The following is a 26,322-nucleotide window of genomic DNA, read 5'->3' as shown; positions in this document are numbered from 1 at the left end:
TATCCCAATATCATGTTCCATTCCAAAAGATATTTTATCGTTATCCTCTTATTGCTTAGCAGTTCTTTCTGCTTTGCTACACCAGCTGCACTAAAGCCAGTAGATTTAAAGTGCGAATTGTTCTATAATCCGCTGGGCATAGATGTTGCCCATCCAGGCCTCAGTTACACACTGAGTGCTGAAAATAGTAAACGCGGATTAAAACAGCTTGCCTATCAGATATTGGTTGCTGATACTGAATTATCGCTGAAAAACGATAAAGGCAATCTATGGAATTCGGGAAAGGTGGCCTCCAGTCAGATGGCATACATCAGTTATATGGGCCAACCGCTAAAATCAGGAAAAAAGTATTGGTGGAAGGTACGTGTATGGGATAACAATGGAGCGGTTTCCGGATGGAGCAATGCCGCAAGCTTTACGATGGGGTTACTAACGGCTAAAGATTGGGTAGCCAATTGGATTACTGCGGCAGGGGCCGAAAAATTTTCACTTAGTCCGTTTGGATACCGGGCCAAAAGTGCTGCTTCACAAACAACCACGAAGTGGGTACAGGTTGACCTAAAAAAAATATCGCCGATTTCTTCCATCAGGATCACTCCTATGTTTTTTGAGGATCGTGCAGGTTATGGTTTCCCATCCAACTTTAAAGTCGAAATAGCTGATGAAGAAGATTTTAAAAAGGCTACAATGGTTGCCGATTACAGCAAAAGGGCGTTCAATAACCCCGGGTGGAAACCAGTATCGTTCAGTATTAAAAATGCAACCGGAAGATTTGTAAGGATAACGGCCAATAAATTATGGGGTTGGGAGCAGAATTATCAGTTTGCCCTGAGGCAGGTTGAAGTGTTCTCAAATGGCAAAAATATCGCTTCAGGAAGTCCTGTGCAAGCACTCGATAACAACGAAGCCAATGGATGGGATAAACAAAACTTAACTGATGAGCCCTTAGATAGATCAGCTTTGCCCAACTACTCGTCGATGGCCTTGCGGAAAGATTTTTCGATAAATAAAGGCCTGTCGCGTGCTGTGATCTTTGTGAGTGGTATGTCTGAATTTGAACTTTCCATCAATGGCCAAAAAGTAGGAGAAGATTTACTAAACCCAGGGTGGACGGATTATAAAAAGACCATTTTGTACAGTACTTATGATGTTACGGCAAAACTAAAGGCCGGTAACAATGCCATCGGCATTATTTTAGGAAATGGCATGTACAATATCCAGCCAGATTCGGTACGCTATGTTAAATTCCTTAACTCTTTCGGACCACTAAAAGCAATTGCACAACTGCGTTTAGAATATGCTGATGGAACGGTGAAAACAATCGGCACCGATAAAACCTGGCAGGTGGCACCTGGCCCAATCACTTATTCGAACATGTTTGGCGGGGAAGATTATAACGCCAACCTGGAAGCTGCAGGCTGGAATAAGAGTGGATTCAAAGCCGGTAAAAACTGGAAATCGGCTGCCCTATCTTCAGGTCCTGGGGGAGGTTGAGCGGATTATCTTCTGCTGCTCCGGCGGTTAAGGTTATCGAAACCAAACCATTTGTTAAGGTAATAAAAATTAAAGATAACCTGTTTATTTACGATTTCGGACAAAATGCTTCCATGATGCCAAAACTTACGGTTAGTGGTCAAAAAGGAGCTTATGTGCGGATGATCCCGTCGGAACTTTTAGGCGCCGATGGCCTGGTTGATCGTAAATCGGCTACCCAGGATGGTGCACGACCAGCCTGGTGGCAATATACCCTTGCTGGCAGTGGAATCGAACACTGGAAACCAAAATTCTTTTATCAGGGTGCGAGGTATTTACAGGTTGAGTTATTTGCGGCCAAACCAAACGGACAACTACCAAAGGTAACGAATATAGAAGACCTCATTGTACACTCATCATCTACGCCTGTAGGTAAATTTTCTACCTCAAATACTCTCTTTAACCAAATTTACGAATTGGTAAGGTGGGCACAGCGAAGCAATATGCAGAGCCTGATGACCGATTGCCCGCACCGTGAAAAAATGGGCTGGCTGGAAGAGAATCAATTAAACGGACCAGCGCTGAGGTACAATTTCGATATGTCGCCGCTTTTCCGCAAAACGATGAGCGATATGGCAGATGCACAGCTGGAAAATGGGTTTATCCCCAATATTGCACCCGAATATTTTATAGCAGGTTCTCCGGAGCTGACTAATGGTTTCCGTAATTCTACCGAATGGGGAAGTTCATTTATTATCGTTCCATGGCAACAATACCTGTTTTCTGGCGATATTTCCCTGCTCGAAAGATATTATGAACGAATGAAAAAGTATGTTGCATTTTTATCCTCAACAGCTAAAGCTAATATCATTGTTACGGGACTTGGCGATTGGTATGATATCGGTCCGAAGCCGGCATGGGGTTCTCAGCTCACTCCGGTATCTTTTACCGGAACGGCAATATATTACTACGATAACCTGATTATGTACAACATTGCCAGGCAGCTCGGTAAACAGGCCGATGCAGATGCGTACCGTGCATCTAGCGAACAGATCCGTAAATCATTTAACGATAAATTTTACAACGCTACATCTGGATTATATGCCACAGGCTCGAACACCACCTGCGCTTTACCTTTATTTCTCAATATTGTAGAACCGCAAAACAAACCTAAATTGTTAAATGCATTGGTGGATAGTATCAGAAAAAATAACAATAGTTTTAATTCTGGTGAAGTGGGATACCGTTTTTTACTGAGGGCTTTGGCGGATGGTGGATATTCGGATGTGGTTTACGACATGAACAACCAGTCTGATAAGCCTGGTTATGGTTACCAGATTAAAAAGGGTGCCACCAGTTTAACCGAAAAATGGGATGCCGGTGTGGGCGATTTCGGCTCTCAGAACCATTTTATGTCCGGGCAGATTAACGAATGGTTTTTTAACGACTTAATTGGCATTAGCCCTGACGAATCTGGCGCTGGTTTTCGTAAAATCATCATCAAACCAGCTTTCGTTTCAGATCTTAAATGGGTAAAGGGCTCTTTTAAATCCATTAGCGGCGACATTTCCTGCAGCTGGAAAAGAACAGATAATGCTGTAGAACTGGATATTTCGGTTCCGGTAAATACCTCGGCAACGATTTACCTTCCATCCACCAGGCCCGAACTGGTAAAAGAAGGTGGCTTAGCTGTAAATAAAGCTGATGGTTTAAGTTTTTTAAGGGCCGAAGCTGATAAATTCGTATATCGAGCCGAATCCGGGAATTATCACTTTGTGATTAAGGACAAGTAGTGGGGAAAGTGAGGTTTTTAAGAATTAATTACAACAACAGATTCGAATATAGCAGTTGTCCAATAAAACGGTCGTCTAATAAATCGGTCGTCTAATAAAGCGGTCGTCTTTCCCGCGCAGGCGGGAATCTTAATGAATGTAACCTAAAATGGCCATGCTAACGCATTAGGGTTCCCAATCAAGTTGGGAATGACGTAACGTGCTATATCACATTCCAATATAGTTGTTGTTCAATAAAGCGATTGTCCAATAAAACGGTCGTCTAATAAAGCGGTCGTCTTTCCCACGCAGGCGGGAATCTTAATGAAGGGACCTATAAGGCCATACCCAGGCATTAGGATTCCCAATCAAGTTGGGAATGACGTAACGTGCTATATCAGATTCCAATATAGTTGTTGTTCAATAAAGCGATCGTCCAATAAATCGGTCGCTTTCCCGCGTAGGCGGGAATCTTAATGAAGGGACCTATAAGGCCATACCTAGGTATTAGGGTTCCCAATCAAGTTGGGAATGACGTAACATGCTATATCAGATTCCAATATAGTTGTTGTTCAATAAAGCGATTGTCCAATAAAGTAATCGTTCAATAAAGCGGTCGTCTTTCCTGCGCAGGCGGGAATCTTAATAAAGGAACCTATAAGGCATACCGAGGCATTAGGATTCCCAATCAGGTTGGGAATGACGTAACGTGCTCTATCAGATTCCAATATAGTTGTTGTTCAATAAAGCGATCGTCCAATAAATTAATCGTCTAATAAATCGGTCGTCTTTCCCGCGCAGGCGGGAATCTTAATGAATGAAACCTAAAATGGCCATGCTAACGCATTAGGGTTCCCAATCAAGTTCGGAATGAAGATACGTGCCCGAAAAGATTCCAATATAAAGGTTGTTCAATAAAAAACACTTATTTTTTTATCGGATGATCTTCCAAATAGAAAATAATCTTCCCACCATTGATAAGGGTTTGGTGTGAAAGCTGATTTTTATTAAAAACTTTTCCATTTAAACTAATTTTTGCGATATAAATGGAATTTTTACTCTTTTTAATGGCGGTTACGCTCAATTTTTTACCGTTTTTAAAGGATATGGTCGTATTTTTAAATAAAGGACTTGTAAGCTGGTAGGTGCCCGAAACAGGATCAACAGGATAAAAACCCATCGCTGCAAATACATACCATGCCGACATTTGTCCGGCATCATCATTGCCACTTAAACCGCCCGCACCTTCATCGTATTCTTCGGCTAAAATGCGCGATACCTGCAACTGTGTTTTCCATGGCGAGGCCGTATAATTGTATAAAAAAGGAATCTGGTGGCCAGGCTCATTGCCATGCCAGTATTCTTTTTTGGCAAAGAGCGAATCGAGTTCGTTTTCGAGCTTCTTACTTCCACCCATTAATTTGATCAATCCGGGCATATCATGTGGAGCATAAAAAGTATACTGCCTTGGAGTACCTTCGGTTATATAAGGTTCGCGGTGATCGGGATAAAAAGGCTGGTACCAATTACCATTGGCATAGCGCCCCCTCACCATTCCAACCTTTGGATCAAAAACATGCTGATAATTAAGTGCACGCTTAGCGAGTTCCCGGTAATCGCTTTGTTTGCCCAGATCTTTCGCAATGGTTGCCAATGCATAATCATCGTATGCATATTCCAGAGTCCTGCTTACCTGTTCCTTTTTATGAAAAGCATTTGGTATACTATCTTCCAATGGAATATAGCCATATTTCAGGTAACTGTTAATGCCACGCCTGCCTTTTCCGTTTAAATAATCGGCCGAATCGGGCATTTGGAATGCATTTTGCCTCATTAAGCGGTAGGCTTCATTGATGTCGTAATTGCGGATCCCTTTGTTGTATGCAGAAGCGATAAAAGCAGTGGCATGGTCGCCGATCATGGCGGCGGTATAACTGTTCCAGCAGGGGAAAATAGGCATCCAACCGCCTTGCTGACCTTTCAATACCATGGAATTTACAAAGCTATTGGCCAGATTGGGTTGCAGTAGCTCAATTAACGGCAATTGTGCACGGTAAATGTCCCACATCGAAAAATCATCATAATAACTTCCCTTGTCAATTGTTTTGTTCTGGTATTTCCCTGCAAACTGGGGGTATTTTCCATCCACATCATTATATAATCTGGGGTGTTGCATGGCATGGTAAAGGGCTGTGTAAAAGATTTTTTTCCCTTTTTCATTGCTGTCGCTAATACGCACCTGCGATAAAGCTTTTTCCCAGCTTTGATTGGTTTGTGCCAGAACAGCATCAAAACCGTTGTTTTTAATTTCGCTTTCGAGGTTGGCTTTTGCTGCGGCGATACTGGTAAAGGAGGTGCCGGAATAAACAAGTAGTTGTTCTCCTTTTTGCAGTTTGAAGCCGACGTAAGCACCAATATCTTTCTTATTACTGATGCTTTGTTGATGGGAGGTATGTCCTTCGCTGTAAACACCTGCTGTAGTAAAGGCTTTTTTAATACGGATGAAAAAATAACCGCTAAAACCGGCCGGTTCTCCCCAGGCCTGGTAAATGCGGTGAACAGGGTTGTAACCTGAAATTTCACCTTTTTTTGCATCAATTTGGATAAAGCCCTTATTCTGATCGCTGTTTGGGCTTACCAGGATGTAAACGCTATCGCTTTTTAGTGCAGTGATGCGCATTACACCACTTCTAAGTGTGGCGGTAATTTCTGTTAAAAGTTGATGTTTAGGTAATTTTAGCTTGTAATAGGATGGGGTAGAAACTTCGTTTTCATGAACATAATCTTCCGCGTATCGATTGGCTTCGGTTTCAAGGCGACCAGAAACAGGCATGATGGTAAAACTTCCATAATCCTGGGTGCAGGAGCCACTGATCCAATGTGTGGCCCTAAATCCATAAAACTTTTTATTATTGTAATAATAGGGCGCTAGGCATTTTTTTTCGGTAAGCTGGGTCTGTGGCGTCCATTGTGTCATACTAAAAGGTGGTGCAACCGCCGGAATGGTATTGGCCAGGCGCTCGGTTTTATCTTCAACGTGTTGACTGGCCAATGTGGTGCTGGCCGAAGTGCCGGAAAATGGCTGAACGTAGGGGATTACCTGCTGTTGCTGCGCAGAAACGGTATTAATATGCATGATTAACAGGAGCAATAGACATTGCAGCGTTTTCAAAGCATTTTTGTATTTTAAATCAATTAACAACATATTGATGCTTGTTATAAATTAGGGGATTTCTTTTATTGCTTCTTTATTTAAGTGCAATTTGGTGTTTTTAATAGAAACCTGACCTGTTTTTTTTAAGATGACCTGATGAGGATTTTCTCCTTTTTCTAACTGTAACCCGTCAATATTGATTGAATTTACATCATCAAAAACTACAGCAGGCCTGAAATCGGGTGTTTTAACATTCAGTTTGATGTTTTTAAAAGAGATACCTTTTGCATGGCGAACATAAAAGCCCCAGGCAGGCAACTCGCCAAACATGCTAAATTCAGGATAGCCGGCTTCATTTTCGAATACACTATCCAGTTTATCGATGGGGATGTTTGCCACTTTTTCAGATCCACCACCGCCATAAGTAATTTCGATATCTTCGAGTAACACATTTTCAACCAAATGACCAGGAATACCGGTAATGGATGCCGGAAGTAAGTTATGTGGTGCTACTTTAGGCAGAGGTCCTTCAAGCGGGTAACCTGCATCGGGCTTGAAGTTGGGGATATTGGCTTTTACCTTTGCAATGCGGATATTTTTTATGCTGCTGTACTGGTCAGTTTTGTTTCTGTGCCCTAAACGGATGAAAATGGCATTGCCGGTGTATTTAGCGTTAACACCTTCAATATCTACGCTATCAATAAAACCACCATCAACCGCTTCGAGCGCAATGGCAGAGCGATAGGTATTGTAAACGGTAATATTGCGTACTTTAATGTTTTTGAAACCGCCGTAAGAGCCCGTTCCAAGTTTAAAACCACTGGCACTGGAGCGGATAATACAATTGGCTACATATATATATTCGCAGATGCCCGGACTTCCTTCAGATTTTAAGCAAATGCCATCATCGGCTGCATCGATATTGCAATTGGTGATGCGCACATTTTTGCTGTTTACAATATCGATACCATCGTTATTCCAATAAGCGGTACTTTCTACTGTAATGCTATCGATATTGAGTTTATTGCAGTTTACGAAATCCTGAACCCAACCCGCACTGTTTTTAACGGTGATATTTTTAAGGGTAATATTTTCGCAGTTAGAAAATGCAATTAAGCGTGGTCTGTTGCTTTCTGATGGTCTTTTTACCTGCCAGGTTTCATCTTTCAATACACCCTGATGCAGGAGCAATAACAGATTTTTAACCACTTCGACACCGCGGCCATTAATGGTTCCTTTGCCCAAAATGCTTATGTTTTGCTGTTTTTTTGCGGAAATCAGCGGTTTAGCATCTTGTTTTCCATAATCTAAGCGGTTAATACTGCCCAGTAGTTCTGCGCCCTCTGCAAGGTACAGCATCACATTCGATTTCATTTCAATAGGGCCGGTAACGAACTGTCCGGATGGAACAATAACACGTCCACCTGCTTTTGCAGCCGCATTAATGGCCTGCTGAATGGACTTGCTGTTGGTATGTTTTAAACCAGGTTTTGCCCCAAAATCGACGATGTTGAATGATTGCTGTTGTGCGCTGGCATTTGAAACGAACAAAAATAGAATAAATAGACAGGTAAGGGCTTTCATCACTTTGAGTAAAAATTTCTTAGTTTACTGATGTACTTTTTGCATTAAGCTGCGGTACTTTTTATGCATTTGAATTGCTATACTTACAGGATTTCCAATGGTATTAAGCGGATAATCTTTTCTTCGGTTTACCCAGCTCCATTCCCAGGCACTTACCTTTTGGTTAAATTGTTTCATATCCAGTGCTTTTCCCTGTTGCATAGCCTGTGTTGCCTGTTCGAAAAAAAGTACCCATCGCGGTTTATAAAAATCACTTAACAACCCGCTCCATTGCCGGCAGGCATATTCGTTTAAAGGACTTTTTGCATCGCCCCATAAAGTAATCAGATCTTTTGCGTTCATTTCGTAAAGCGCTTTTTCGGCATCATTATTTCCCCAGGCCCTGGCCTGGCTAACCCATGGCCCAAGCATGAAATCTTTTCGGGTAGCGAGTAATCTGTCCATGTCATCAATTAGCTGAAGGAATTTTTGACTTTCTGTTTGAAAAGTAGCCATGTCCTTTTTTTCATAAGCAGCCACAAAGCGGCGCTGTAGGGGAAGGGCATAGTTGGCCATCACCTGGCGGGTTACATCTACTACATCATATTGAAAACCATCACTATTGCCACAGGTTGGGGCAGCTTTTATCAGTTCATCCCAGGCCGGTAACAGCTCAGCTTCCCGGTAATTTAGGGTTGTTTTGGCCCATCGGGTCAGCGAATCGAAGGTTGGGCGGGCCTGAATAATGGATTCTGCACCATCCCTGATGTATTTATAGGCAGGCACATTGTAAACTGTTTTTCTCAGAATTTCCCAGGCCTTTTGGGCATTGGGGTTGTTTTTGCCATATCTGTTCAATACAAAATTGGGTAGCCATGTATTAAGGTCTATCGGTTTAGCCTGCCAAACATTGGCCATCATCAATTCGTACAATACCGGATTTTGTTCTATTCCTTCCATGGTGAGGCCGATGCCTTTCATTTTGCCACTTTGTGGGTGATTTAAAGCTTCGGCGGGTGCGTTTGCAATAACATCCATACGCCCGAAAAGATTGGTGTTTCCGCCAAAATTGTGCAGCATATTCCAGATCCACGGTTTGCCATAAAAACCTGAGGTGCGTTTCCATACAGGTTCTATTTCTGTGGCCAGATCCAATAAAATCATCTTATCATTGGGTACAGCTTTTAAAAGGGCTTCTGTTTGTGGCTCCTTCCAAAATTTTCGATCACTGTAAAATAACCAGCCCTGCATTACCCATACAGCCTTGGGGTCGGCCTGGCTCATGCCATCATAAACCCTTGCGCTCAGCTTTCCTAAAAATTCGGGATCGGCTGACGGCGGTTCGTTTTCGTTAAAGGTATCGGCAGAGTACAGGTGGTCGGTACCCAATAACTCAGTTTGCTTCTGTAAGAATTTTTTTCCGATTTCCGCAAACATCGGGTCTTCTGAATCTAAGATATAAGTATCGGCAAAACCATTGGTCCAGTTGGTTGCTTTGAGTTTAGCCTTAGGGAATTTCTTTTTAAATGCGGCAGGTACATGGCCCGTAAAGGCTGGGAGAACAGGTTTCATACCAAGCGAACGCTGTCTGGCAAGGATTTTCTTCTGCAGTTCGAAATGACTTTTCATCCAGTCGAGTGGTAGCGGGCCGCCCCAGCCATCGATGTTGCCCATCCAGAACCAGGAAAAATAAGCTGGGCCTGTAAAGAAATCCTTAAGGTCGTTATCGCTGAAGCCCATTTCTTTGTATAGCAGGTACCAGGTATATTCTTCCCCGGTAATGGCGAGCGGCATATTAATGCCATGAAGTGCCATCCAGTCTATTTCTTTTTCCCATCTCGTCCAGTCCCACCAGCTCATGCTGTAGTTAAAAGTGCAATAGTTAAGGTAATAACGGTATTCGTAAGGGGTGTTTTTCCTGATTTTGTTTTTAACTTCCGGTAAATTTTGAGGTAATTTAAGGTTAACCCCGTTCCAGGTTACCTGGCAATGCGCATATTCCGTTAAATAATAATAAAAAGCTGATGCGATGGCCACCCCACTGCTTCCCCTCAATACAATCGTATTTTTTTTACTTTCGATTTCAAAAACATCCAGGCCATTTTCAGCCGCAATGCTTTCGGTTAAAAAAAACTGATGCTGTTTTGGTAAAATCCTTTTAATCAGTTCATTTGAAGAGGAAAGATAAGCCTGCGCTTTTGCCTGGGCTGAGGCCAGGACAAAAAATGCAGCAAGAATGTATATTTTATGTTTCATCTATGTGTTTTTTTAATGGTTTTTACTGCTCTGGCTTATACTTTTAAAAACCATTTTTTATCATACAGGAATTTTAATATTCCAAGCTGGATTAGCAGCACACCTAACCATAACGCTGCCGTTTGCCAATCAGACGGTATTTTGGCTATTATACCACCAAAAAGAAAATGCGAGCTTGATTCGAAATTAAAGAGCCCGTGCGCACAAACGTAAATCAAAATAGAATTTGTACCGATCCAGATAAAGGGCAGACTCCATTTTTGATAAGCCTTAACATCAATAATATAATAGAAGAAGGAGAATAGCACCAGACTGAATCCACCGGCAACCAGCACAAAAGAACTGGTCCACATATTTTTGTTGACCGGAAAAAATGGGTTCCATAGTAAACTAAGCGAAACCAGTATAATGCCAGCTATAAAGAGATATAAAGCTTTCCGCGCCAAACTGAAGCGACTGTTTTTTGTATTTAGGAATGTCCCGGTAAATACTCCTAAAAGTGCTGTTGCAATGGCCGGGATGGTGCTCAGCAAACCTTCGGGATCATAAACCATACGGTGGAGTTTACCAGGCAAACATAAACGGTCTATATAAGCAGCCAGGTTACCTTGAGGCGTTAAAACGTTACTTCCGAAGCCAGGAACAGGTATGGCAATCATGATGATGTAATAGCCCAATAAGATGCCTATTAGCCAGATGAGCTGTTTGCGCAAAGAAAAATTGAGGTAAATTAAAGCTGCAAAAAAAGTGGATAATGCAATGCGGCCAAGTACGCTGGCAAACCGGGTGTTTTCGTAACCATCCCATTTGAAAAGGCCATTTACCACCATTCCGAGGAAGATTAAAATTAATGTTCTCCTGACCAGTGCGTAATAAATGGCTTTTGCCGATTTTTTTTTATCATTTCCGGAATTTAAATGTTTTTCGTAAGAAAAAGGCATCGAAACACCAGAGATAAAGATGAAAAGCGGGAAAATCAGGTCGTAAAAGGTAAAACCATTCCAGGGGGAGTGGTGCAGCTGATTGCTGAGGCCAACAAACAGCCTTTCGAAAAAGGATAATTGACCATTGCTGGCAATGGTCCAATCATTGGGATTCCTGATCAAAGCGTGTTTTTTCATTACACCATCGGCCAAACCATGGAAAATACCTTCTCCGCTAACAATCCAGAACATGTCGAAACCGCGTAAGGCATCTAAAGAAAGTAGTCTTTTCTTTTTTGGTAACAAAGCCTGTGGTGCAGATTCGGTAATGGCCATAATATCTTTAAGTTAAGGATGGGTAATTTTGGTTTTCTAAAAATAAGCGCTGCAGAGAGAAAAATGCGATTTATTTTTTGATAATGGTATTAAAAATAATTTCTCCTTCATCATTAATGGTTTGTACGCGGATCAAATCTTTACTGACCGAAAATAGCATAAAACCATAAACTGAAGCCACCATCTGGGCATTATCAATGAGTTTTACAGGTGTTTTTTCTGAAGCCGCCCCTGAAATGAAATGATGCGTTTTGCCTTCCGGTTTAATGTATTGCAAGCTGTGTTCATGCCCGGTGAGGTACACATCTACGCCATAATGGTCGAGAATGGGTTTTAAGGAGCTTCGGATGGCTTTGGTATCATATCCGTCTGTCCGGCTTCCTCCGGTATACATAGGATGGTGACCCACAACAATTTTCCAACGGATGCTCGGGTCATTATCGCTTAAAACCTTGGTGAGCCAGTGTTTTTGTTGTGTGGTATCCTGACCTTTTACATTGGGGCCATATTCAGCATTTTTGTAAAACTCGGGAATTAGGGGATTGGTATCAATAAAAGCAATCAATACCTGATTATTCAGATCGCCATTGATCGGGAATTTTTTTGCATAATAACGGGCAGGCATTTTCCACCTTCTGCTGATCTTAGAGTAGGCCACCTGGGCATCCGGATTGGATTTATAATCGTGGTTACCCAGCACCGGGTACCAGTCCCATTGCAAAGAAAATGCCGTGTAAATATCTTCAAACGAATATTTAAAAAGCGGATCATGTTCGCTGATTACACCGCTAGGATAAAAGTTATCGCCGGTAGAGATGATAAACTGTGCTTTCACATCCGCTGCGGTAATGCCCATTTGCTGTGCTACCTGTTTCTGGTGGTCGGCTCCATTACGGCCCCAATCGCCCATGGCAATAAAATTAAGTGCGGAAGATTCTTTGGTCAGGCTTTTGGTTGGAGGAATATTTTCCGAGGGATTTTTTAACAAAACCTGCGCCTGTACAGAACTATATATAAATACGGAAATAAAAAAAAGAAAGTGTTTACTCATGAAGTTGATTTTATTTTGAAAAAACTTTGGAAAGCGTGGGTTTGGACAGGAGCAAATAAATTTCTCTGGCTGTTGGCACAGGTAAAAATAATTTAACCACCACTTGTCCCGATCTTTCGCGAGATAAAAAGGATACACACAGATATAAAAATCTGTGTGTATCTGTGGTTAAAAACCTTAGGTTAATGATATTGGGCCTAGTTGTATCCCGGATTTTGCACCAGGGTATTATTTGTTGCAATGGCCGTGCTTGGTATCGGGAAAATACGGCGATAAGTATCGGCATTGGTTTTCGATAAACCATAACTGTTTTCGAATTTACCAAACCTGATCATATCATTACGATGCCAGCATTCCCAAGCAAATTCTTTCGAACGTTCGTTGTAAATAACATCTAAAGTTAAGCTTCCCAAAGCAGGAGAAGTGGTACGGTTACTTCTTACGCTATTTACCAAACCAATTGCGGTAGCTCCCAATGTTGGCGTTCCGCCTCTGAATATGGCCTCTGCTTTCATCAGGATAATATCCGAATAACGGAATAAAGGCATATCGTTATTTTGGTTACGGTTAGTTGGGTTGGTATAATCGGCAATAAATTTAATGTTGCGGTAACCGGTATTCCAGGCAATTTCGTCTTTACCCAGGTCATAAGAACCTGCTGCCAAACGCGAGGCAGTAAGAGGAGTTAAGTTTAACGCGTAGGTGTACGCTGTAGCAGGACTTCCACCGGTATAAAACTGATCGTAACCTAAGTTGGTGGTGCTTACCATAATAGGGCTACCATCTGGCCAATATTGCGGGCCTGTAAGCCATTGTTTATTGCGGATATCGTTTGCATCGTTAAAATTTGCATAAAATTCAGTTGTTGTCATTCTCGGGCCACTTGGTTTATTGTTTGACAGGCCACCACCGCTGCTTTGGTTCATTACCGGATTGGTAAAAGAACCTGCCGTAGAACCTGAATACTGATAACGGATTCCCAGGTTTCGGTTAAGATCATACCGGGCCATAAACATATTGCCGGAAGAGGTAGACGCATCAAACGGGATCGCAAAAATAAATTCCTTTTGCGATGGTCCGTTTGTAGGATAAAACATCTGCAGGTAGCTCGACATGGGCTCAATATTGTACAAGCCCGAACTGATCACCTGGTCGCAGGCCGCGATACAATCATCGTAACGTGCCGTACCGGTGTAAACAGCCGCGTTCAGGTACATTTTTGCCAATATAGAATAAGCAAGGTATTTGGTTGGTAAACCATAAGTTGAAACACCCGTTGTCGATTTTAAATAGGGGATAGCTGCTTTAAGTTCGCTTTCTATATAATTAAATACCTGTGCACGGGGTGTATTGGTTTTTAATGCGGTAGCGCCATACAAAGTATCTAAAGGTACATTGCCGTACATATCCATCATCATAAAATAGGATAGTGCACGCATGGTTTTCAATTCTGCAAGGTTGGTATTTTTTGCTGCACCTGCCGGGGCCGATGCATTAATAATAGAGATGGTTTGGTTAGCCGTTCCAATAATATTGGTTAAGTAACTCCAGCCGGCTGCAACCCAGGCATTATCTTTATTCCAGGTATGGCGGTGCAGCTCCAGGTATTTATTTCCATCAATCCAGTCCGAAGCAAAAATAGGCAGTACCGATTCATCTGTAGATGAACTTTGCAAAAAGAAATAGGTAGTCGCGTAATCGCTTCTTAAATTGATGTATACCGGACCTGATGCCGAGGTTAACTGGGCAGCTGTTTGCGGATAAGACTCCGGTGTAAGTTCGGATGTAATGGGAATTTCGAGTTTTTGGCAGGAAGTAAATATTAATGCCCCTGTTAGTGCGCACAATATTCCAAATAATATCTTTTTCATGTCTTTAAAATTTATCTTTTAAAATGATGCGTTAAGGCCTAATAAAAAGGTACGTGTTTTAGGATAGAAGTTGTTATAATCTATACCCGGGGCAACGCCACCCTGGTTAATTTCCGGATCGATGCCTTTGTAGCCTGTAATGGTAAACAAGTTGTTGGTTGACAGGTAAAGCCTAACTGTATTTACATATTTGACCGGGTTTTTGAAATTATAGCCCAATGTGGCATTATCCAGGCGCACGTAAGATCCACTTTCAATGTAGCGGTCTGAATAGAAGGAGTTCCTGGTATCGGATATCTTATCATCTGCTGCACTGTTCAGGATATTATTCACAGCTGCACCGGCCGTATATGATAAATCTGCTCGGGTTGCATTAAATATTTTGTTTCCAAATGTTCCTCTTAAAAAGATGTTTAGCTCTAATGCCTTGTATTTAAAGGTATTGCTCCAGCCCATTAATACTTTTGGCTGCGCATTGCCCAGATAAAAGTAATCGGTACCTATACTTGGGGTTGTGGTAGTAGAACCATCATGTTTGTAAAAGAGTGAATTGCCACTGGCATCTTTACCCGCATATTTAAGTGAGAAAAACTGACCAAGTGGATAACCCACTTTAAGGATCTGTAAGGTTGCATTGGTTTGTCCCGGACCTTCAGGATCGGAGTAACGTACCGAATCACCGTTAGAATACGGACCTTTTAAACTGGTGATTTTATTCTTGTTATAAGCCATGTTAATGGTACTCGCCCATGAAAAACTTTTGGTATTAACAGGTGAGGCTGTTAAGCTCACCTCAATCCCTTTATTGTTAATGCTGCCACCGTTCGCCCATATAGCTCCACCTGGAACCAATGAGGCCGAAACATTGTATTTGAAAAGCATATCGGTTGTGTTTTTATCGTACACATCTACACTTCCCGTAATTTTATTGTTTAGGATACCAAAATCAACACCAAGGTTTTTGGTTGCTGTTCTTTCCCATTTAAGATCAGGATTTGAACCCTGAATTGGAGCATAGGCTGCTGCCTGAACGCCATTGTTGTAATAAGTACCGCTTATGCCATAAATTAATTGTCCGGTATAGGCACCAATACCCGATGAATTTCCGGTTACTCCATAACTGGCACGGATTTTTAAATCACTGATCACAGATTGACCTTTCATAAATTCTTCTTCGCTCACTCTCCAGGCTAAACCAGCTGAAGGGAAATAACCCCATTGATTATTTTTTCCGAAAACAGAACTCCCGTCACGTCGGATCGATCCCTGAAACAGGTATTTGTTTTTGTAGTTATAGTTTACCCTAAAAAAGTCAGAAATCATCAATATTCTGCCGTAGGTTAAGTCATTACCTAAATTAATACGGTAGGAAGAAATGGCGTAAGGATTACCCAATGCAAGGTTTGAAAAGCCAATGTAATCCGTTGGGAAATTGGTACTGGAGGTTTGGAAACCATCTCCGTAAACGTTATCCTGGTAAGTGTAACCCAATACCGCATTGATGCTATGGTCGCCGAGTTTCTTATCCCAGGTTAAAAATGTTTCAAGCGTTTTGTTGGTGTTTTCGTAATTGCTGCGCAAAGCCGATCCGTTGGTGCCAAATAAACCACCAATAAGTGTATGTGCTATCCCAATCCCCGGATCAGGGTTATTGTAAAAATTTGAAGTTGGATATTTGCCAAAATAGCTGCTGTAAAATTCACCATGTGCAGCGGTTGTTTTCTGGTAAGATAAATTAATGTTATAAGTAAAGCCGAAAGGCAGTTTAACCTCTGTATTAAAACCTCCCAGTAATACATTGTATTTGGTTTCATCCTGTGCATTATCAGCAATGGCAACCGGATTAAAATAACCCGAGTTATTCAGGTTTTCGAAGTAGCTTCCATCTGCATTGTATATAGGCGATACCGGCAAACGTTTAGCCGCCTGTAATAAAACAATGTTCTGCAAAGGTTCGTTGATCGATTTGCTACTCGAGTTAGATAGGTTTAAACTGAATTTTACCTTATCGTTAAAGGCATATTGATCAATATTCAATCGGCCGATAATACGATTTAATGAACTTTTACTTAAAATACCTTCCTTATTAAAGTAGTTTAAACTGGCACTATAGTTACTGTGCTCTGCACCTCCGCTAAAAGAAAGGTTGTGGTTTTGAGAAAAAGCTGTAGAACGTTCAATCGATTTCATCCAGTCCGTACTTGCGCCGAGGTCATCATTTGGCGAAAATGCGGCTTTATTGGCTGCAAGGAATGACTTTAATTGGTCAGCATTCATCAGGTCAAGCTGGTTACTCACTTTTTCAACTGCACCGTAGCCGCTGTAGTTTAATTGTGGCTTGCCCGATTTACCACGTTTAGTGGTCACCATAATTACCCCGCTCGCTGCACGGTTACCATAAATTGCAGTTGCTGCAGCATCTTTTAATACATCGATTGATTCGATATCGGCCGGTGCAATGGCTGCAATATCTGCACCTGGTATACCATCAATTACATAATATGGTGCCCCGGGACTGTTAACTGTTGATGCACCACGTAATATTACGGCTGCTGGTTTGTTAGGATCGCCACTGGCACTGATATTCATACCGGCAACCTTACCTTGCAACAACTGCCCAACATCAGCAATGGCCCCTTTGTTAAGCTCCTCAGGCTTAACTGAAGTAATGGCACTTGATAAAGTTTTACGTGAGCTCTTACCATAACCCACTACCACCACATCGGTTAATGAAGCAGTGGCTTCTTTAATGGTTACTTTATAGTTGGAGGCTGTGCCAATGGTAATTTCTTTGGCCTCATAACCCATAAAGGTAAATACGAGTTTATCGCCATTTTTAGCAGTAATGCTAAATGCACCTTTGTCTCCGGTAACCGTCACTTTGCTGGTGCCCTTAACCGCAACTGAAGCACCAATGATGGGCATGTTGTCGGTATCCATCAAATTTCCGGTGATTTTTCGTTCCTCCTGCGCAAAAGCAGGATTAAAAGCCTGGCTAATGAGTAAGAACAGCAAAAAGATGCTGCCATACTTTAAGCTTGTACATGTAAATCTCATGATTTTTGTAAATTTAGGTTCATAAATGGTTTGTTTAATTTGGTTATGTATGATTTTGAGATAGAATGTTAAAATTTAATGGTAGCTGGTAAATATTTAGCCACAAGTGCCTTATAATAAGGCTCCAGTTCGGCCCAGCTTTTTTGATTGGGGTTTTTGGAATACAGATCGTAAGGATTAAACAGGTTCACCCATTTAAACATTTCATGGTCTTTTTCATTCATCAGGTGATCGTAAGCGTTTTCGCGGTGCTGCGAATAAAAAGAGTGGTAACGTAACATATACAATCCTGGCTCAGGAATATAGGGTTTCATCATGTGGTACACATATTCATCGTGCCCCCACGACATGTCTACGTTATCAAGACCGCAGTTTTGTGTATATACCCCTAACTTTGTTTGGTAGATTTCGTTGTTGAAATCCGGATTTTGACTAAAAAATTCCGGATAAACAATTTTATCCGAATAGGCACAGCCTACCGGAAAAGTATCGCCTACCACAGCCCACTGCGGCTCTCCGAACAAACATAATACTTTACCCATATCGTGGATGAGGCCTACAAGTACCATCCAATCAGGGTGACCGTCATTTCTAATGGCTTCTGATGTTTGCAAAAGGTGCTGCATCTGGTCTAAATCTGTATCAGGATCAGAATCATCCACCAATTTGTTGAGGAAATCAAACGCACTCCAGATCGGCATTTCCTGTTTGTCGAACTTTAAATAATCTGCTTTTTTCTGTTTTACGAAATCGTAGGTTTGATAAGTATGGTTAAGCCTGTAAAATTCCTTTACACTGTCCTTTTCTGTTTCTTCGTAATTTCTGAACTGTTCTTCTGTTTTTTCAGCATTGATATTTTTAGGGTCGGGATAACGGATCAAAATATCCTCTTCCCACTGATCAAGGTTTTGTAACGGATTTTGGTCATCCTTCGAAGCTGCGCTTTGGTTTCTCATAAGGCTAGAAATTGATTTGGTTAAAAATTTTCGTTGGTTCGTAAGTTAAAGTTGAGTTTTTGAAAGCTTAAACTTTTATATTTTGCCAATTTTATTTACTTAAACGATTACGTAAAATCTTATTTTGGTCTTTATAATCCGACTTAATTTGTTTAAATTTAGTAGGTTATGGCAATTCTTGATTTTACAGGTGCCATTTTCTGCCTGAAGCACCTGGACTGGAAATATGCGAAAGAAAAAAAATAAACGTTCTTGTTACGATTATTTTATATTTTCGTTTGTTAACAAATGCCTTTTCCTGTTAAAGGAGGTGTTTGAATGCTGTAACCAAATAACTTATTATGAACATCAATTCGCCTGGAGCCATACCAATATGCCAGGGCTACTGTTTGTTTTTGATGAAGATACTGGTGAAGAAGAGGATAAACCGTTGTTACGGCGATAAACTGCCAACGATGGAAAATAATCCTCAAAGAAACTAACAAATACACTATTAATCATGGCGGAAGCAGTAAATATTAAGCGTTTGGCTCAGGAGTTGAATATTTCCATAGCCACCGTTTCCAAAGCCCTAAACGACAGTTATGAGATCAGTTTAAAAACAAAGAACAGGGTATGGGATCTTGCCAAGCAACTTAACTATACCCCAAACCCGGCAGCAAGTAATTTAAGGAGCCATAAAACCAAAACTATAGCCGTGGTAATTCCCTGTGTAGCCAATAACTTTTTTTCTTTAGCGATAAAAGGAATTGAAGAAATTGCCCGCCAGTATGGTTACCACGTACTTATTTATCAAACCCACGAAAATATAGAGGCAGAAGTAACCTTTACCAATAGTTTGCTCAGTGGCCGCGTTGATGGAATCCTTACATCAGTATCAAGCAGTGAATACAACAGTGAATATTATGCTAACCTGGTTAAAAAAATTCCTTTAGTGTTTTTCGACCGCGTGTACGAAAACCTGGATGCGGTTAGGGTAACCACCGACGATTATGATATTGCTTATGAGGCCACCAAACACTTAATTGAGTGTGGTTGTACAAAGATTGCACATTTATACGGCTTAGACAATCTTCCGGCAGGCAAGGCCAGGTTTGCTGGTTATGTTGATGCCTTAAAAGCCCACGAGTTGGATGTTAATGAACAATTTGTGGTTAAATATCATGATGATGAAACTAAGAATCTGGAAAATATTAAGGCCTTACTGGCCCAACAAAAGCCTGATGCACTTTTCTCTTCCATCGAAGAATTTATCATTCCCGCTTATACTGCCTGTAGAGCATTGGGCCTGCGGATCCCTTTTGATGTAAAAATGCTGAGTTTTTCGAACCTGAGTACAGCGCCGCTTTTGGCTCCCTCGCTCACCACCATTACGCAGCCGGCCTTCGAAATAGGCCGTGAAGCCGCAAAGTGCCTGTTTAAAATCCTTAACAATAAACAGCTGGATGATGAACAGAATATTGTGTTAAAATCAATGCTGATCAAACGCGAATCTACAGGCTGTTAACCGATATAAAATCTGGCCATTTAAGCTGGCCACGCGAAAACGTTTACGTAATTAAATAACAGGATTAAGCTTCCAACTTTGGGATTTTTTCTGATTTTTAAAAAAACCAAATATAAAAACACGCTATGAACCACCTGTCTGCATTCGATTATGCCGTTTTCCTGATGTATTTTATTATTGTTTCGGTGTATGGCTATTGGGTTTATCGGAGCAAAAAGAAACAGCGTACAGATACGAAAGATTATTTTCTGGCCGAAGGTTCGCTAACCTGGTGGGCAATAGGGGCATCTATTATTGCATCGAACATTTCAGCTGAGCATTTTATTGGCATGTCGGGTTCGGGTTTTGCCATGGGACTTGCCATTGCCAGTTACGAATGGATGGCGGCCGCTACTTTAATTATTGTGGCCATCTTTTTTCTGCCCATTTATATCAAAAACAAAATTTACACCATGCCCCAGTTTCTGTCTAACCGTTATAACAATACGGTAAGTACACTGATGGCGGTTTTTTGGTTACTCGTTTATGTATTTGTAAACCTGACTTCTATTTTTTTCCTTGGTGCCATTGCCATCGAAACCATTACCGGCGTTCCTTTTAATATATGCATTATCTTTCTGGCCATCTTTTCGGCCATTATTACCCTTGGCGGGATGAAAGTAATCGGGTATACCGATGTAATTCAGGTGTTTGTGCTGGTTGCAGGCGGGTTAATTACCTGTTATATGGCGCTAAAGCTTGTTTCCGAAAAACTGGATGCCCCAAGTGTGTTTGCTGCGCTTCCTTTGCTCAAGAGTGAAGCATCCGATCACTTCCACATGATCTTTTCGAAAGGAGATAAGTTTTACCACGAACTGCCTGGTATTGCAGTATTGGTTGGTGGTTTGTGGATCAATAATTTAAACTATTGGGGCTGTAACCAATACATTGTACAACGGGCATTGGGTGCCGATTTAAAAACCGGGCGCAGTGGATTAATATTTGCCGCATTTTTAAAATTGCTGATTCCGGTAATTGTTGTAATCCCGGGTATTGCGGCTTATGTGCTTTATCAGCGTGGTTATTTTCACTCCGAAATGTTGGATGCAGCAGGAACGGTAAAACCCGACCATGCTTATCCGGTATTGATGAATTTACTGCCTGCAGGGATAAAAGGCCTTGCTTTTGCTGCTCTTACGGCAGCTATCGTTGCTTCGCTCGCGGGAAAATGCAACAGTATTGCCACCATTTTTACCCTTGATATTTATAAAAAATTCATCAAACCCGAAGCTTCAGAAACGCGTTTGGTTTCGGTTGGAAGATGGTCGGTGGTGATTGCTTCTTTAATTGCCATCGTTATTGCACCTGCACTGCGTAGTTTCGATCAGGTTTATCAGTTTATCCAGGAGTATGTCGGGTTTATTTCGCCAGGGGTTTTTGCCATCTTTTTATTGGGTTTTTTCTGGAAGAAAACCACCTCACGTGCGGCACTTACCGCGGCATTGTTAACCATCCCTTTATCTACCTTATTTAAATTTCTGCCTGCACTCACCGGTGGTGCTATCGCCGAAATCCCTTTTTTAAACCGGATGTCGTGGGTGTTCCTCATCATTCTTGTGCTGATGGTGCTGGTTACATTAACCGATCCAAAAAGCAAGGATAATCCGCAGGGGCTCGAAATCGATAGCAGCATGTTTAAGGTTACGCCTGCATTTACCATCGCTTCGGTGATTATATGTGGCATTCTTGCAGCACTTTACACCGTTTTCTGGTAAGCTAAAATTAATTTGAAAGCCAACGCGCACATCATTATCTCTAACAAATAAAATGAAAACTAAGATCCTGTTTGTTTTTGCGCTCCTGATATCTTTCGGGGCAGCAGCTCAAAATAAATTATACAATATTAAAAACTATGGTGCGGTTGGCGATGGTAAAACGAATGATGCCATTGCGATTCAGAAAGCCATAGATGCCTGTGCAGCAGCTGGTGGCGGACAGGTAATTGTACCTGCCGGACATGTATTTTTAACTGGTCCGTTTAATTTAAAATCGTTTATAGATTTAAGGGTGGAAGGTGGTGCAAAACTTCTGGCCAGCCCCGACGAAAAATTATATACCCAAAGTGCGTTTAGAGAAAATAAAGGTGAAGGTACCATCTGGATTGGAGGAGAAAAACTTGAACAGGTAAGCATTAGCGGAACAGGAGTAATTGATGGCAACGGCATTTCGTTTATGGGTGAAGAATTGAGCGATTCGTATGTACTGAAACCTTTTAATGTGGTAGATCCAAGGCCGCATTTACTTACCTTGATTGGTTGTAATAAACTGAATATAGATGGGGTAACTTTTCAGAATTCGGCCTATTGGACGGTGCATCTGGTAGGCTGTAACGATGTATCCATATCGAATATTACCTTGCTCAATAGCATTAAGATACGAAACAGCGATGGCATCGATCTTGATCATAGTAAAAATGTAAGGATCAATAACTGTTATATCGAATCAGGTGATGATTGTATCTGTCTGAAAAACAGACGGGAATATGAAGAATACGGTGCCTGCGAAAATATTGTGATCAGCAATTGTACCATGACATCCAGCTCCTGCGCCATTAAAATTGGTTCAGAAAATATGGATCGCATCAGCAACGTGTTGATTAATAACTGTAATATTAGAAAGAGCAACCGGGGTATAGGCATCCAGAACCGCGACGAGGGGACGGTAAGCAATGTTGTTTTCTCCAATTTGCTGATCGAATCGAAACTTTTTTCGGATGTGTGGTGGGGCAAGGCCGAACCCATTTATATTACCGCTTACCCAAGGGCAACCAGCAACAACAAAGATGCGGGCTGGCGTTTACCAAAAGGACAAAGCAAAGGAAAGGTAGGAGCGGTAAAGAATATCTATTTCAGCAATATCCGTTGCACCGGAGAAAGTGGTGTGTACATCAGTGGCGAAAGTCAGGATAAAATTGCGGATATCTATTTCGATCAGGTGACGGTACATCTTGATAAAACCACAAAAGAGGCCGGTGGCGTGTACGACCGCAGACCGAGTAACGTAGAAGGCCTTGTTAAAAGCGCCGTTGCAGGGTTTTACTTCGAAAATACCGGATACGTTTGTGTACTAAATAGCAATGTGGTATGGGGCACCAATAAACCTGATTATGCTGGCAAAGCGATGGAACAAAAAAATGTAAGTAAACTCAAAATGGTAAATTTTAGCGAAACCACCGTAGGTAAGTAAATAATCGTAATGCAGGCGCTTTAAGATTCCCGCATGCGTGAGAAAGACGACCATTTTAAGGATTGAGCTCTGCCATTTGCCATGGAGACTCTGATAATACCGAAATTTTCCTGCGATTGTCATCCTGAGCGTAGTCGAAGGATCTTCATAGGTAAAATACATGTTCACTATAATTGTAATTAAACCCTTTAGGCTGTCTGTTTTTCAGTCCTGTTTTGCTATGTCAAAATCTTCCGTTTTACTTAAACGTTTACGCAAATAAATACCTCAAAAATCATTTAAAGGCCTTCTTTTTTTAACAACTTCGCTATACCATATTCGGTACACGAAGCTCAAAAGCATCTGATCGGTAATTTAAAACTAACCAAATATTTATCATGAACTATTGGTTTATGGTGTCTGCAGGAGCAGGAATGTAATTATTAAATAAATTAAAGTGAGAGAAAAAAGGTTATCCATAACTGATATTGCCAGGCAATTGGGAACTTCAACTACAACGGTTTCATTTGTGATTAACGGGAAGGCAAGGGAGAAAAATATCAGTCAGGTACTGATTGATAGGGTGGAACACCTGGTTTCAGAATTGAATTATCAGCCAAATGCCTTAGCCAAAAGTTTCCGCACCGGTAAAACCATGACGATTGGTTTTATTGTTGACGAAATCTCTCAGCCTTTTTTCTCGGGCATTGCAAAATATATCGATGAGAAGGCATCTGCTCACGGTTATAATATTCTCTTCAGTAGTACCAAAAACAGTAAAAAAAGAGGAGGAGAGGTATTGCAGGTTTTTAATGAAAGGCATGTGGATGCTTTTATCATTGCCCTGCCTAACGGACTTGAAAATGAAGTAAAGGAAGTGATTGGCGGTGATGTACCTGTGGTGTTGTTTGACCGGTATATTTCAGGTTTTGAAAGCGATTACGTATTAATCGATAATGAAAGTAGCGCAGCCGAAGCCACTCAGCACCTGATTGACAGCGGTTATAAAGAAATTGCCTTTGTAACGATAGAAACCGATCAATCGCAGATGTTAGACCGCACAAAAGGTTATGAGAGAGCCATTGTTATCGCAGGACTAAACCCGATTGTTAAACGTATTAATTATGAGGGAAAACCGGAAAGTGTGGCCGAAATTGCCGCCTTCCTGCAGCAGAACAATCAAATTGATGCCGTTGTTTTTGCCTGTAATTACCTAAGTATGGATGGTTTAGACGCGATGCGGCAGCTCAACCTTAAAATAGGTGAAAATATAGCCATGGTTTCGTTTGATGACCTGGAGGTCTTTAAATATTTTATGCCATCTATAACAGCAATAGCACAGCCACTTGAAGAAATTGCTGATCAGATTATGGAGATTTTGATGTACCGGTTAACCAATAACACCAATAAAAATAAAATAAAAGCGGTACTAACTACCCAGATGGAAATACGCGATTCGTCGCAGTTTAAAAAAACATCAGATGAGGTTCAACCAGAAGCCCTAACGGTCGGTAAATAAGCTTAAAAGGGTAGCAATGGTAAGCGGGAAAGAAAATATGGTAAAAGAGGTAAATGTATTGGTTGATCTGCCGGATTTCGGCATTGTAACGTTACCATTAGCTTATACGTGGCGTGTTGATGGCAACAGGCCCGGCGTTTATGTGGCAAGCTGTAAAATCATGCTCAGTACAGAAAACCAGCCTGAGTGGCTTTATACGTCAACATTTAATATTACTTATGGCCAAAATGATGATAGTAACGCCAGTATGGTTTCGGTATGTACAGATCAGGAAAGCACAAACCGCTACCATGAAATGATGCTGAGTATTGTATCTTCTTATATTAAACTCCGGGAAGATAGCCTGTGTTTAACTCAGCAAAAGCTTAGTGTGTAACCACATTATCAGAGTAATCCCTCTATCGTTGTAATCATATAAATCTGTGTAATCATACATTTATGAAAAAATTAGAACAAACCTGGCGTTGGTATGGACCTAACGATCCGGTTACCTTGCAAGATGTTAAACAGGCGGGTGCTACAGGTATTGTAACCGCACTGCACCATATTCCACATGGCGAAGTTTGGCCACTAGAAGATATTAAAGAAAGAAAAGCCATTATTGAAGCCGCCGGCTTAACCTGGTCGGTGGTAGAAAGTGTGCCTGTGCACGAAGCGATTAAAACCCGCAGGGCAGATGCAGGTAAATTTATTGAAAACTATAAAACTTCACTTAAAAATCTTTCTGCTTGTGGCATAAAAACCGTGTGCTACAATTTTATGCCGGTACTCGACTGGACGCGTACACAGCTGGATCTCGAAATGACCGATGGATCGAAAGCCCTTTATTTCAACTGGATCGATCTGGCTATTTTTGATCTTTACATCCTGAAAAGGGACGATGCCGAAGCCGATTATTCAGATGCTATCTTGCAAAGAGCCAAAGATAAACATGCTACTTTATCAGAGCAGGATCTGGTTGATCTTCGCATTAATGTGCTGATGGGAATTCCTAATGAAAAGGAAATAGAATTAGAAACCCTCCGCAATAGCATTAACGAATACAAGGCTATCGGTACACAGGGTTTAAAAGAAAACTTAAAGTATTTCCTGTCTTCCATTGCTGAGGTTTGTACCGAAGAAGGTATTAAAATGACCATCCATCCTGATGATCCTCCTTATGCCATTTTGGGTTTGCCCCGGATTGCAAGTACATTGGAAGATTTTAACTACATTATTAAAGCGGTGGATCAACCTTTTAACGGCGTTTGCTTTTGTACGGGTTCTTTAGGGGCTGGGGTAGATAATAATGCATTGGAGATTTTTAATGCAGTAAAAGAGCGTGTATATTTTGCGCACTTACGTAATGTGAAGAAAGATGAAGATGGCAGTTTTTACGAAGCCGACCATTTAGGTGGTGATGTAAACATGTACGAAATCATGAAAGCGCTAACTGCAGAAAATGCTTTACGCAATATACCCATTCCTTTCAGGCCAGACCATGGGCATCAGATGTTAGATGACCTTGCTAAACAAACCAATCCAGGCTATTCGGCAATTGGCCGTTTGCGTGGGCTGGCAGAGTTGCGTGGTCTCGAAATTGGTGTTACAGGAAATTATTAGTGTATTTTAATATGTCGAAGCTCAAACCTATTTAGTTTAGCAGACTAAACATCGTTTTTAATTTTGCATATTTTGGAA

The 26,322-nt window shown here is 41.3% G+C and carries 16 protein-coding genes; 8 read left to right on the top strand and 8 right to left on the bottom strand.

Annotation, left to right across the window (positions count from 1 at the left end; all coding sequences use genetic code 11):
* Positions 1 to 12 precede the first annotated feature (12 nt).
* Both H9L23_RS12250 and H9L23_RS12245 read left to right on the top strand, forming a co-directional pair.
* A complete protein-coding gene (locus H9L23_RS12250) occupies positions 13 to 1,494 on the top strand; it encodes an alpha-L-rhamnosidase N-terminal domain-containing protein (RefSeq protein WP_187595223.1) in 1,482 nt (493 codons plus the stop codon).
* The gene (locus tag H9L23_RS12245) at positions 1,491 to 3,266 is read left to right on the top strand and encodes a family 78 glycoside hydrolase catalytic domain (protein WP_187595222.1); all 1,776 of its coding nucleotides are present in this window, start codon (positions 1,491 to 1,493) and stop codon (positions 3,264 to 3,266) included. Before H9L23_RS12250 ends, H9L23_RS12245 begins: the two co-directional genes overlap by 4 nt.
* A 904-nt stretch (positions 3,267 to 4,170) precedes the next feature.
* Here H9L23_RS12245 and H9L23_RS12240 read toward each other — a convergent pair.
* The 8 genes from H9L23_RS12240 to H9L23_RS12205 form a co-directional block, all read right to left on the bottom strand.
* A complete protein-coding gene (locus tag H9L23_RS12240) occupies positions 4,171 to 6,381 on the bottom strand; it encodes a GH92 family glycosyl hydrolase (RefSeq protein ID WP_246474927.1) in 2,211 nt (736 codons plus the stop codon).
* Positions 6,382 to 6,468: 87 nt separating this feature from the next.
* Positions 6,469 to 7,983, bottom strand: a complete 1,515-nt coding sequence (locus H9L23_RS12235) for a glycoside hydrolase family 28 protein (protein WP_187595220.1) — start codon at positions 7,981 to 7,983, stop codon at positions 6,469 to 6,471.
* A 24-nt stretch (positions 7,984 to 8,007) separates the two neighbouring features.
* Positions 8,008 to 10,218, bottom strand: a complete 2,211-nt coding sequence (locus H9L23_RS12230; RefSeq protein ID WP_187595219.1) for an alpha-N-acetylglucosaminidase — start codon at positions 10,216 to 10,218, stop codon at positions 8,008 to 8,010.
* A gap of 35 nt (positions 10,219 to 10,253) precedes the next feature.
* Positions 10,254 to 11,477 (bottom strand): acyltransferase family protein, encoded by a 1,224-nt coding sequence (locus H9L23_RS12225; protein ID WP_187595218.1) that lies wholly within the window; start codon positions 11,475 to 11,477, stop codon positions 10,254 to 10,256.
* Between the two features lie 70 nt (positions 11,478 to 11,547).
* Positions 11,548 to 12,528, bottom strand: coding sequence for a purple acid phosphatase family protein (locus H9L23_RS12220; protein ID WP_187595217.1), 981 nt, complete (start codon positions 12,526 to 12,528; stop codon positions 11,548 to 11,550).
* Positions 12,529 to 12,725: 197 nt separating this feature from the next.
* Entirely contained in the window at positions 12,726 to 14,399 is a 1,674-nt protein-coding gene (locus tag H9L23_RS12215) for a RagB/SusD family nutrient uptake outer membrane protein (protein WP_187595216.1), read from the bottom strand.
* 18 nt (positions 14,400 to 14,417) lie between these two features.
* Complete coding sequence (locus H9L23_RS12210) at positions 14,418 to 17,456, bottom strand: SusC/RagA family TonB-linked outer membrane protein (protein ID WP_187595215.1); 3,039 nt, start codon at positions 17,454 to 17,456, stop codon at positions 14,418 to 14,420.
* A 68-nt stretch (positions 17,457 to 17,524) separates the two neighbouring features.
* On the bottom strand, positions 17,525 to 18,412 hold the full coding sequence (locus H9L23_RS12205) for an inositol oxygenase family protein (protein WP_187595214.1): 888 nt from the start codon (positions 18,410 to 18,412) through the stop codon (positions 17,525 to 17,527).
* Between the two features lie 499 nt (positions 18,413 to 18,911).
* Between H9L23_RS12205 and H9L23_RS12200 the strand changes: the two genes are divergently transcribed.
* The 6 genes from H9L23_RS12200 to uxuA all read left to right on the top strand — a co-directional run bounded on the left by H9L23_RS12200 (position 18,912) and on the right by uxuA (position 26,244).
* Positions 18,912 to 19,919, top strand: coding sequence for a LacI family DNA-binding transcriptional regulator (locus H9L23_RS12200; RefSeq protein WP_187595213.1), 1,008 nt, complete (start codon positions 18,912 to 18,914; stop codon positions 19,917 to 19,919).
* A 125-nt stretch (positions 19,920 to 20,044) separates the two neighbouring features.
* The gene (locus tag H9L23_RS12195; protein ID WP_187595212.1) at positions 20,045 to 21,673 is read left to right on the top strand and encodes a sodium/sugar symporter; all 1,629 of its coding nucleotides are present in this window, start codon (positions 20,045 to 20,047) and stop codon (positions 21,671 to 21,673) included.
* A gap of 52 nt (positions 21,674 to 21,725) precedes the next feature.
* Positions 21,726 to 23,144, top strand: coding sequence for a glycoside hydrolase family 28 protein (locus H9L23_RS12190; RefSeq protein ID WP_187595211.1), 1,419 nt, complete (start codon positions 21,726 to 21,728; stop codon positions 23,142 to 23,144).
* 436 nt (positions 23,145 to 23,580) lie between these two features.
* Positions 23,581 to 24,642 carry a LacI family DNA-binding transcriptional regulator gene (locus tag H9L23_RS12185; protein WP_187595210.1) on the top strand — a complete coding sequence of 354 codons (1,062 nt, stop codon included), beginning with the start codon at positions 23,581 to 23,583 and terminating at the stop codon, positions 24,640 to 24,642.
* Between the two features lie 16 nt (positions 24,643 to 24,658).
* Complete coding sequence (locus H9L23_RS12180; protein ID WP_187595209.1) at positions 24,659 to 25,018, top strand: hypothetical protein; 360 nt, start codon at positions 24,659 to 24,661, stop codon at positions 25,016 to 25,018.
* Between the two features lie 62 nt (positions 25,019 to 25,080).
* Positions 25,081 to 26,244, top strand: coding sequence for a mannonate dehydratase (gene uxuA, locus H9L23_RS12175; protein ID WP_187595208.1), 1,164 nt, complete (start codon positions 25,081 to 25,083; stop codon positions 26,242 to 26,244).
* Positions 26,245 to 26,322 lie beyond the last annotated feature (78 nt).

This window comes from Pedobacter roseus, from assembly GCF_014395225.1.
Classification (GTDB): domain Bacteria; phylum Bacteroidota; class Bacteroidia; order Sphingobacteriales; family Sphingobacteriaceae; genus Pedobacter; species Pedobacter roseus.
The sequence above is the reverse complement of the archived record's forward strand: the minus strand, read 5'-3'. Positions and strand labels throughout refer to the sequence as shown.

Excerpts from the sequence above, each read along its gene's own strand:
- H9L23_RS12250 (WP_187595223.1), top strand. The coding sequence starts at position 13 with ATGTTCCATTCCAAAAGATATTTTATCGTTATCCTCTTATTGCTTAGC.
- H9L23_RS12240 (WP_246474927.1), bottom strand. The coding sequence starts at position 6,381 with ATGCATATTAATACCGTTTCTGCGCAGCAACAGCAGGTAATCCCCTAC.
- H9L23_RS12235 (WP_187595220.1), bottom strand. The coding sequence starts at position 7,983 with ATGAAAGCCCTTACCTGTCTATTTATTCTATTTTTGTTCGTTTCAAAT.
- H9L23_RS12230 (WP_187595219.1), bottom strand. The coding sequence starts at position 10,218 with ATGAAACATAAAATATACATTCTTGCTGCATTTTTTGTCCTGGCCTCA.
- H9L23_RS12225 (WP_187595218.1), bottom strand. The coding sequence starts at position 11,477 with ATGGCCATTACCGAATCTGCACCACAGGCTTTGTTACCAAAAAAGAAA.
- H9L23_RS12220 (WP_187595217.1), bottom strand. The coding sequence starts at position 12,528 with ATGAGTAAACACTTTCTTTTTTTTATTTCCGTATTTATATATAGTTCT.
- H9L23_RS12215 (WP_187595216.1), bottom strand. The coding sequence starts at position 14,399 with ATGAAAAAGATATTATTTGGAATATTGTGCGCACTAACAGGGGCATTA.
- H9L23_RS12210 (WP_187595215.1), bottom strand. The coding sequence starts at position 17,456 with ATGAGATTTACATGTACAAGCTTAAAGTATGGCAGCATCTTTTTGCTG.
- H9L23_RS12205 (WP_187595214.1), bottom strand. The coding sequence starts at position 18,412 with ATGAGAAACCAAAGCGCAGCTTCGAAGGATGACCAAAATCCGTTACAA.
- H9L23_RS12200 (WP_187595213.1), top strand. The coding sequence starts at position 18,912 with ATGGCGGAAGCAGTAAATATTAAGCGTTTGGCTCAGGAGTTGAATATT.
- H9L23_RS12195 (WP_187595212.1), top strand. The coding sequence starts at position 20,045 with ATGAACCACCTGTCTGCATTCGATTATGCCGTTTTCCTGATGTATTTT.
- H9L23_RS12190 (WP_187595211.1), top strand. The coding sequence starts at position 21,726 with ATGAAAACTAAGATCCTGTTTGTTTTTGCGCTCCTGATATCTTTCGGG.
- H9L23_RS12180 (WP_187595209.1), top strand. The coding sequence starts at position 24,659 with ATGGTAAGCGGGAAAGAAAATATGGTAAAAGAGGTAAATGTATTGGTT.
- uxuA (WP_187595208.1), top strand. The coding sequence starts at position 25,081 with ATGAAAAAATTAGAACAAACCTGGCGTTGGTATGGACCTAACGATCCG.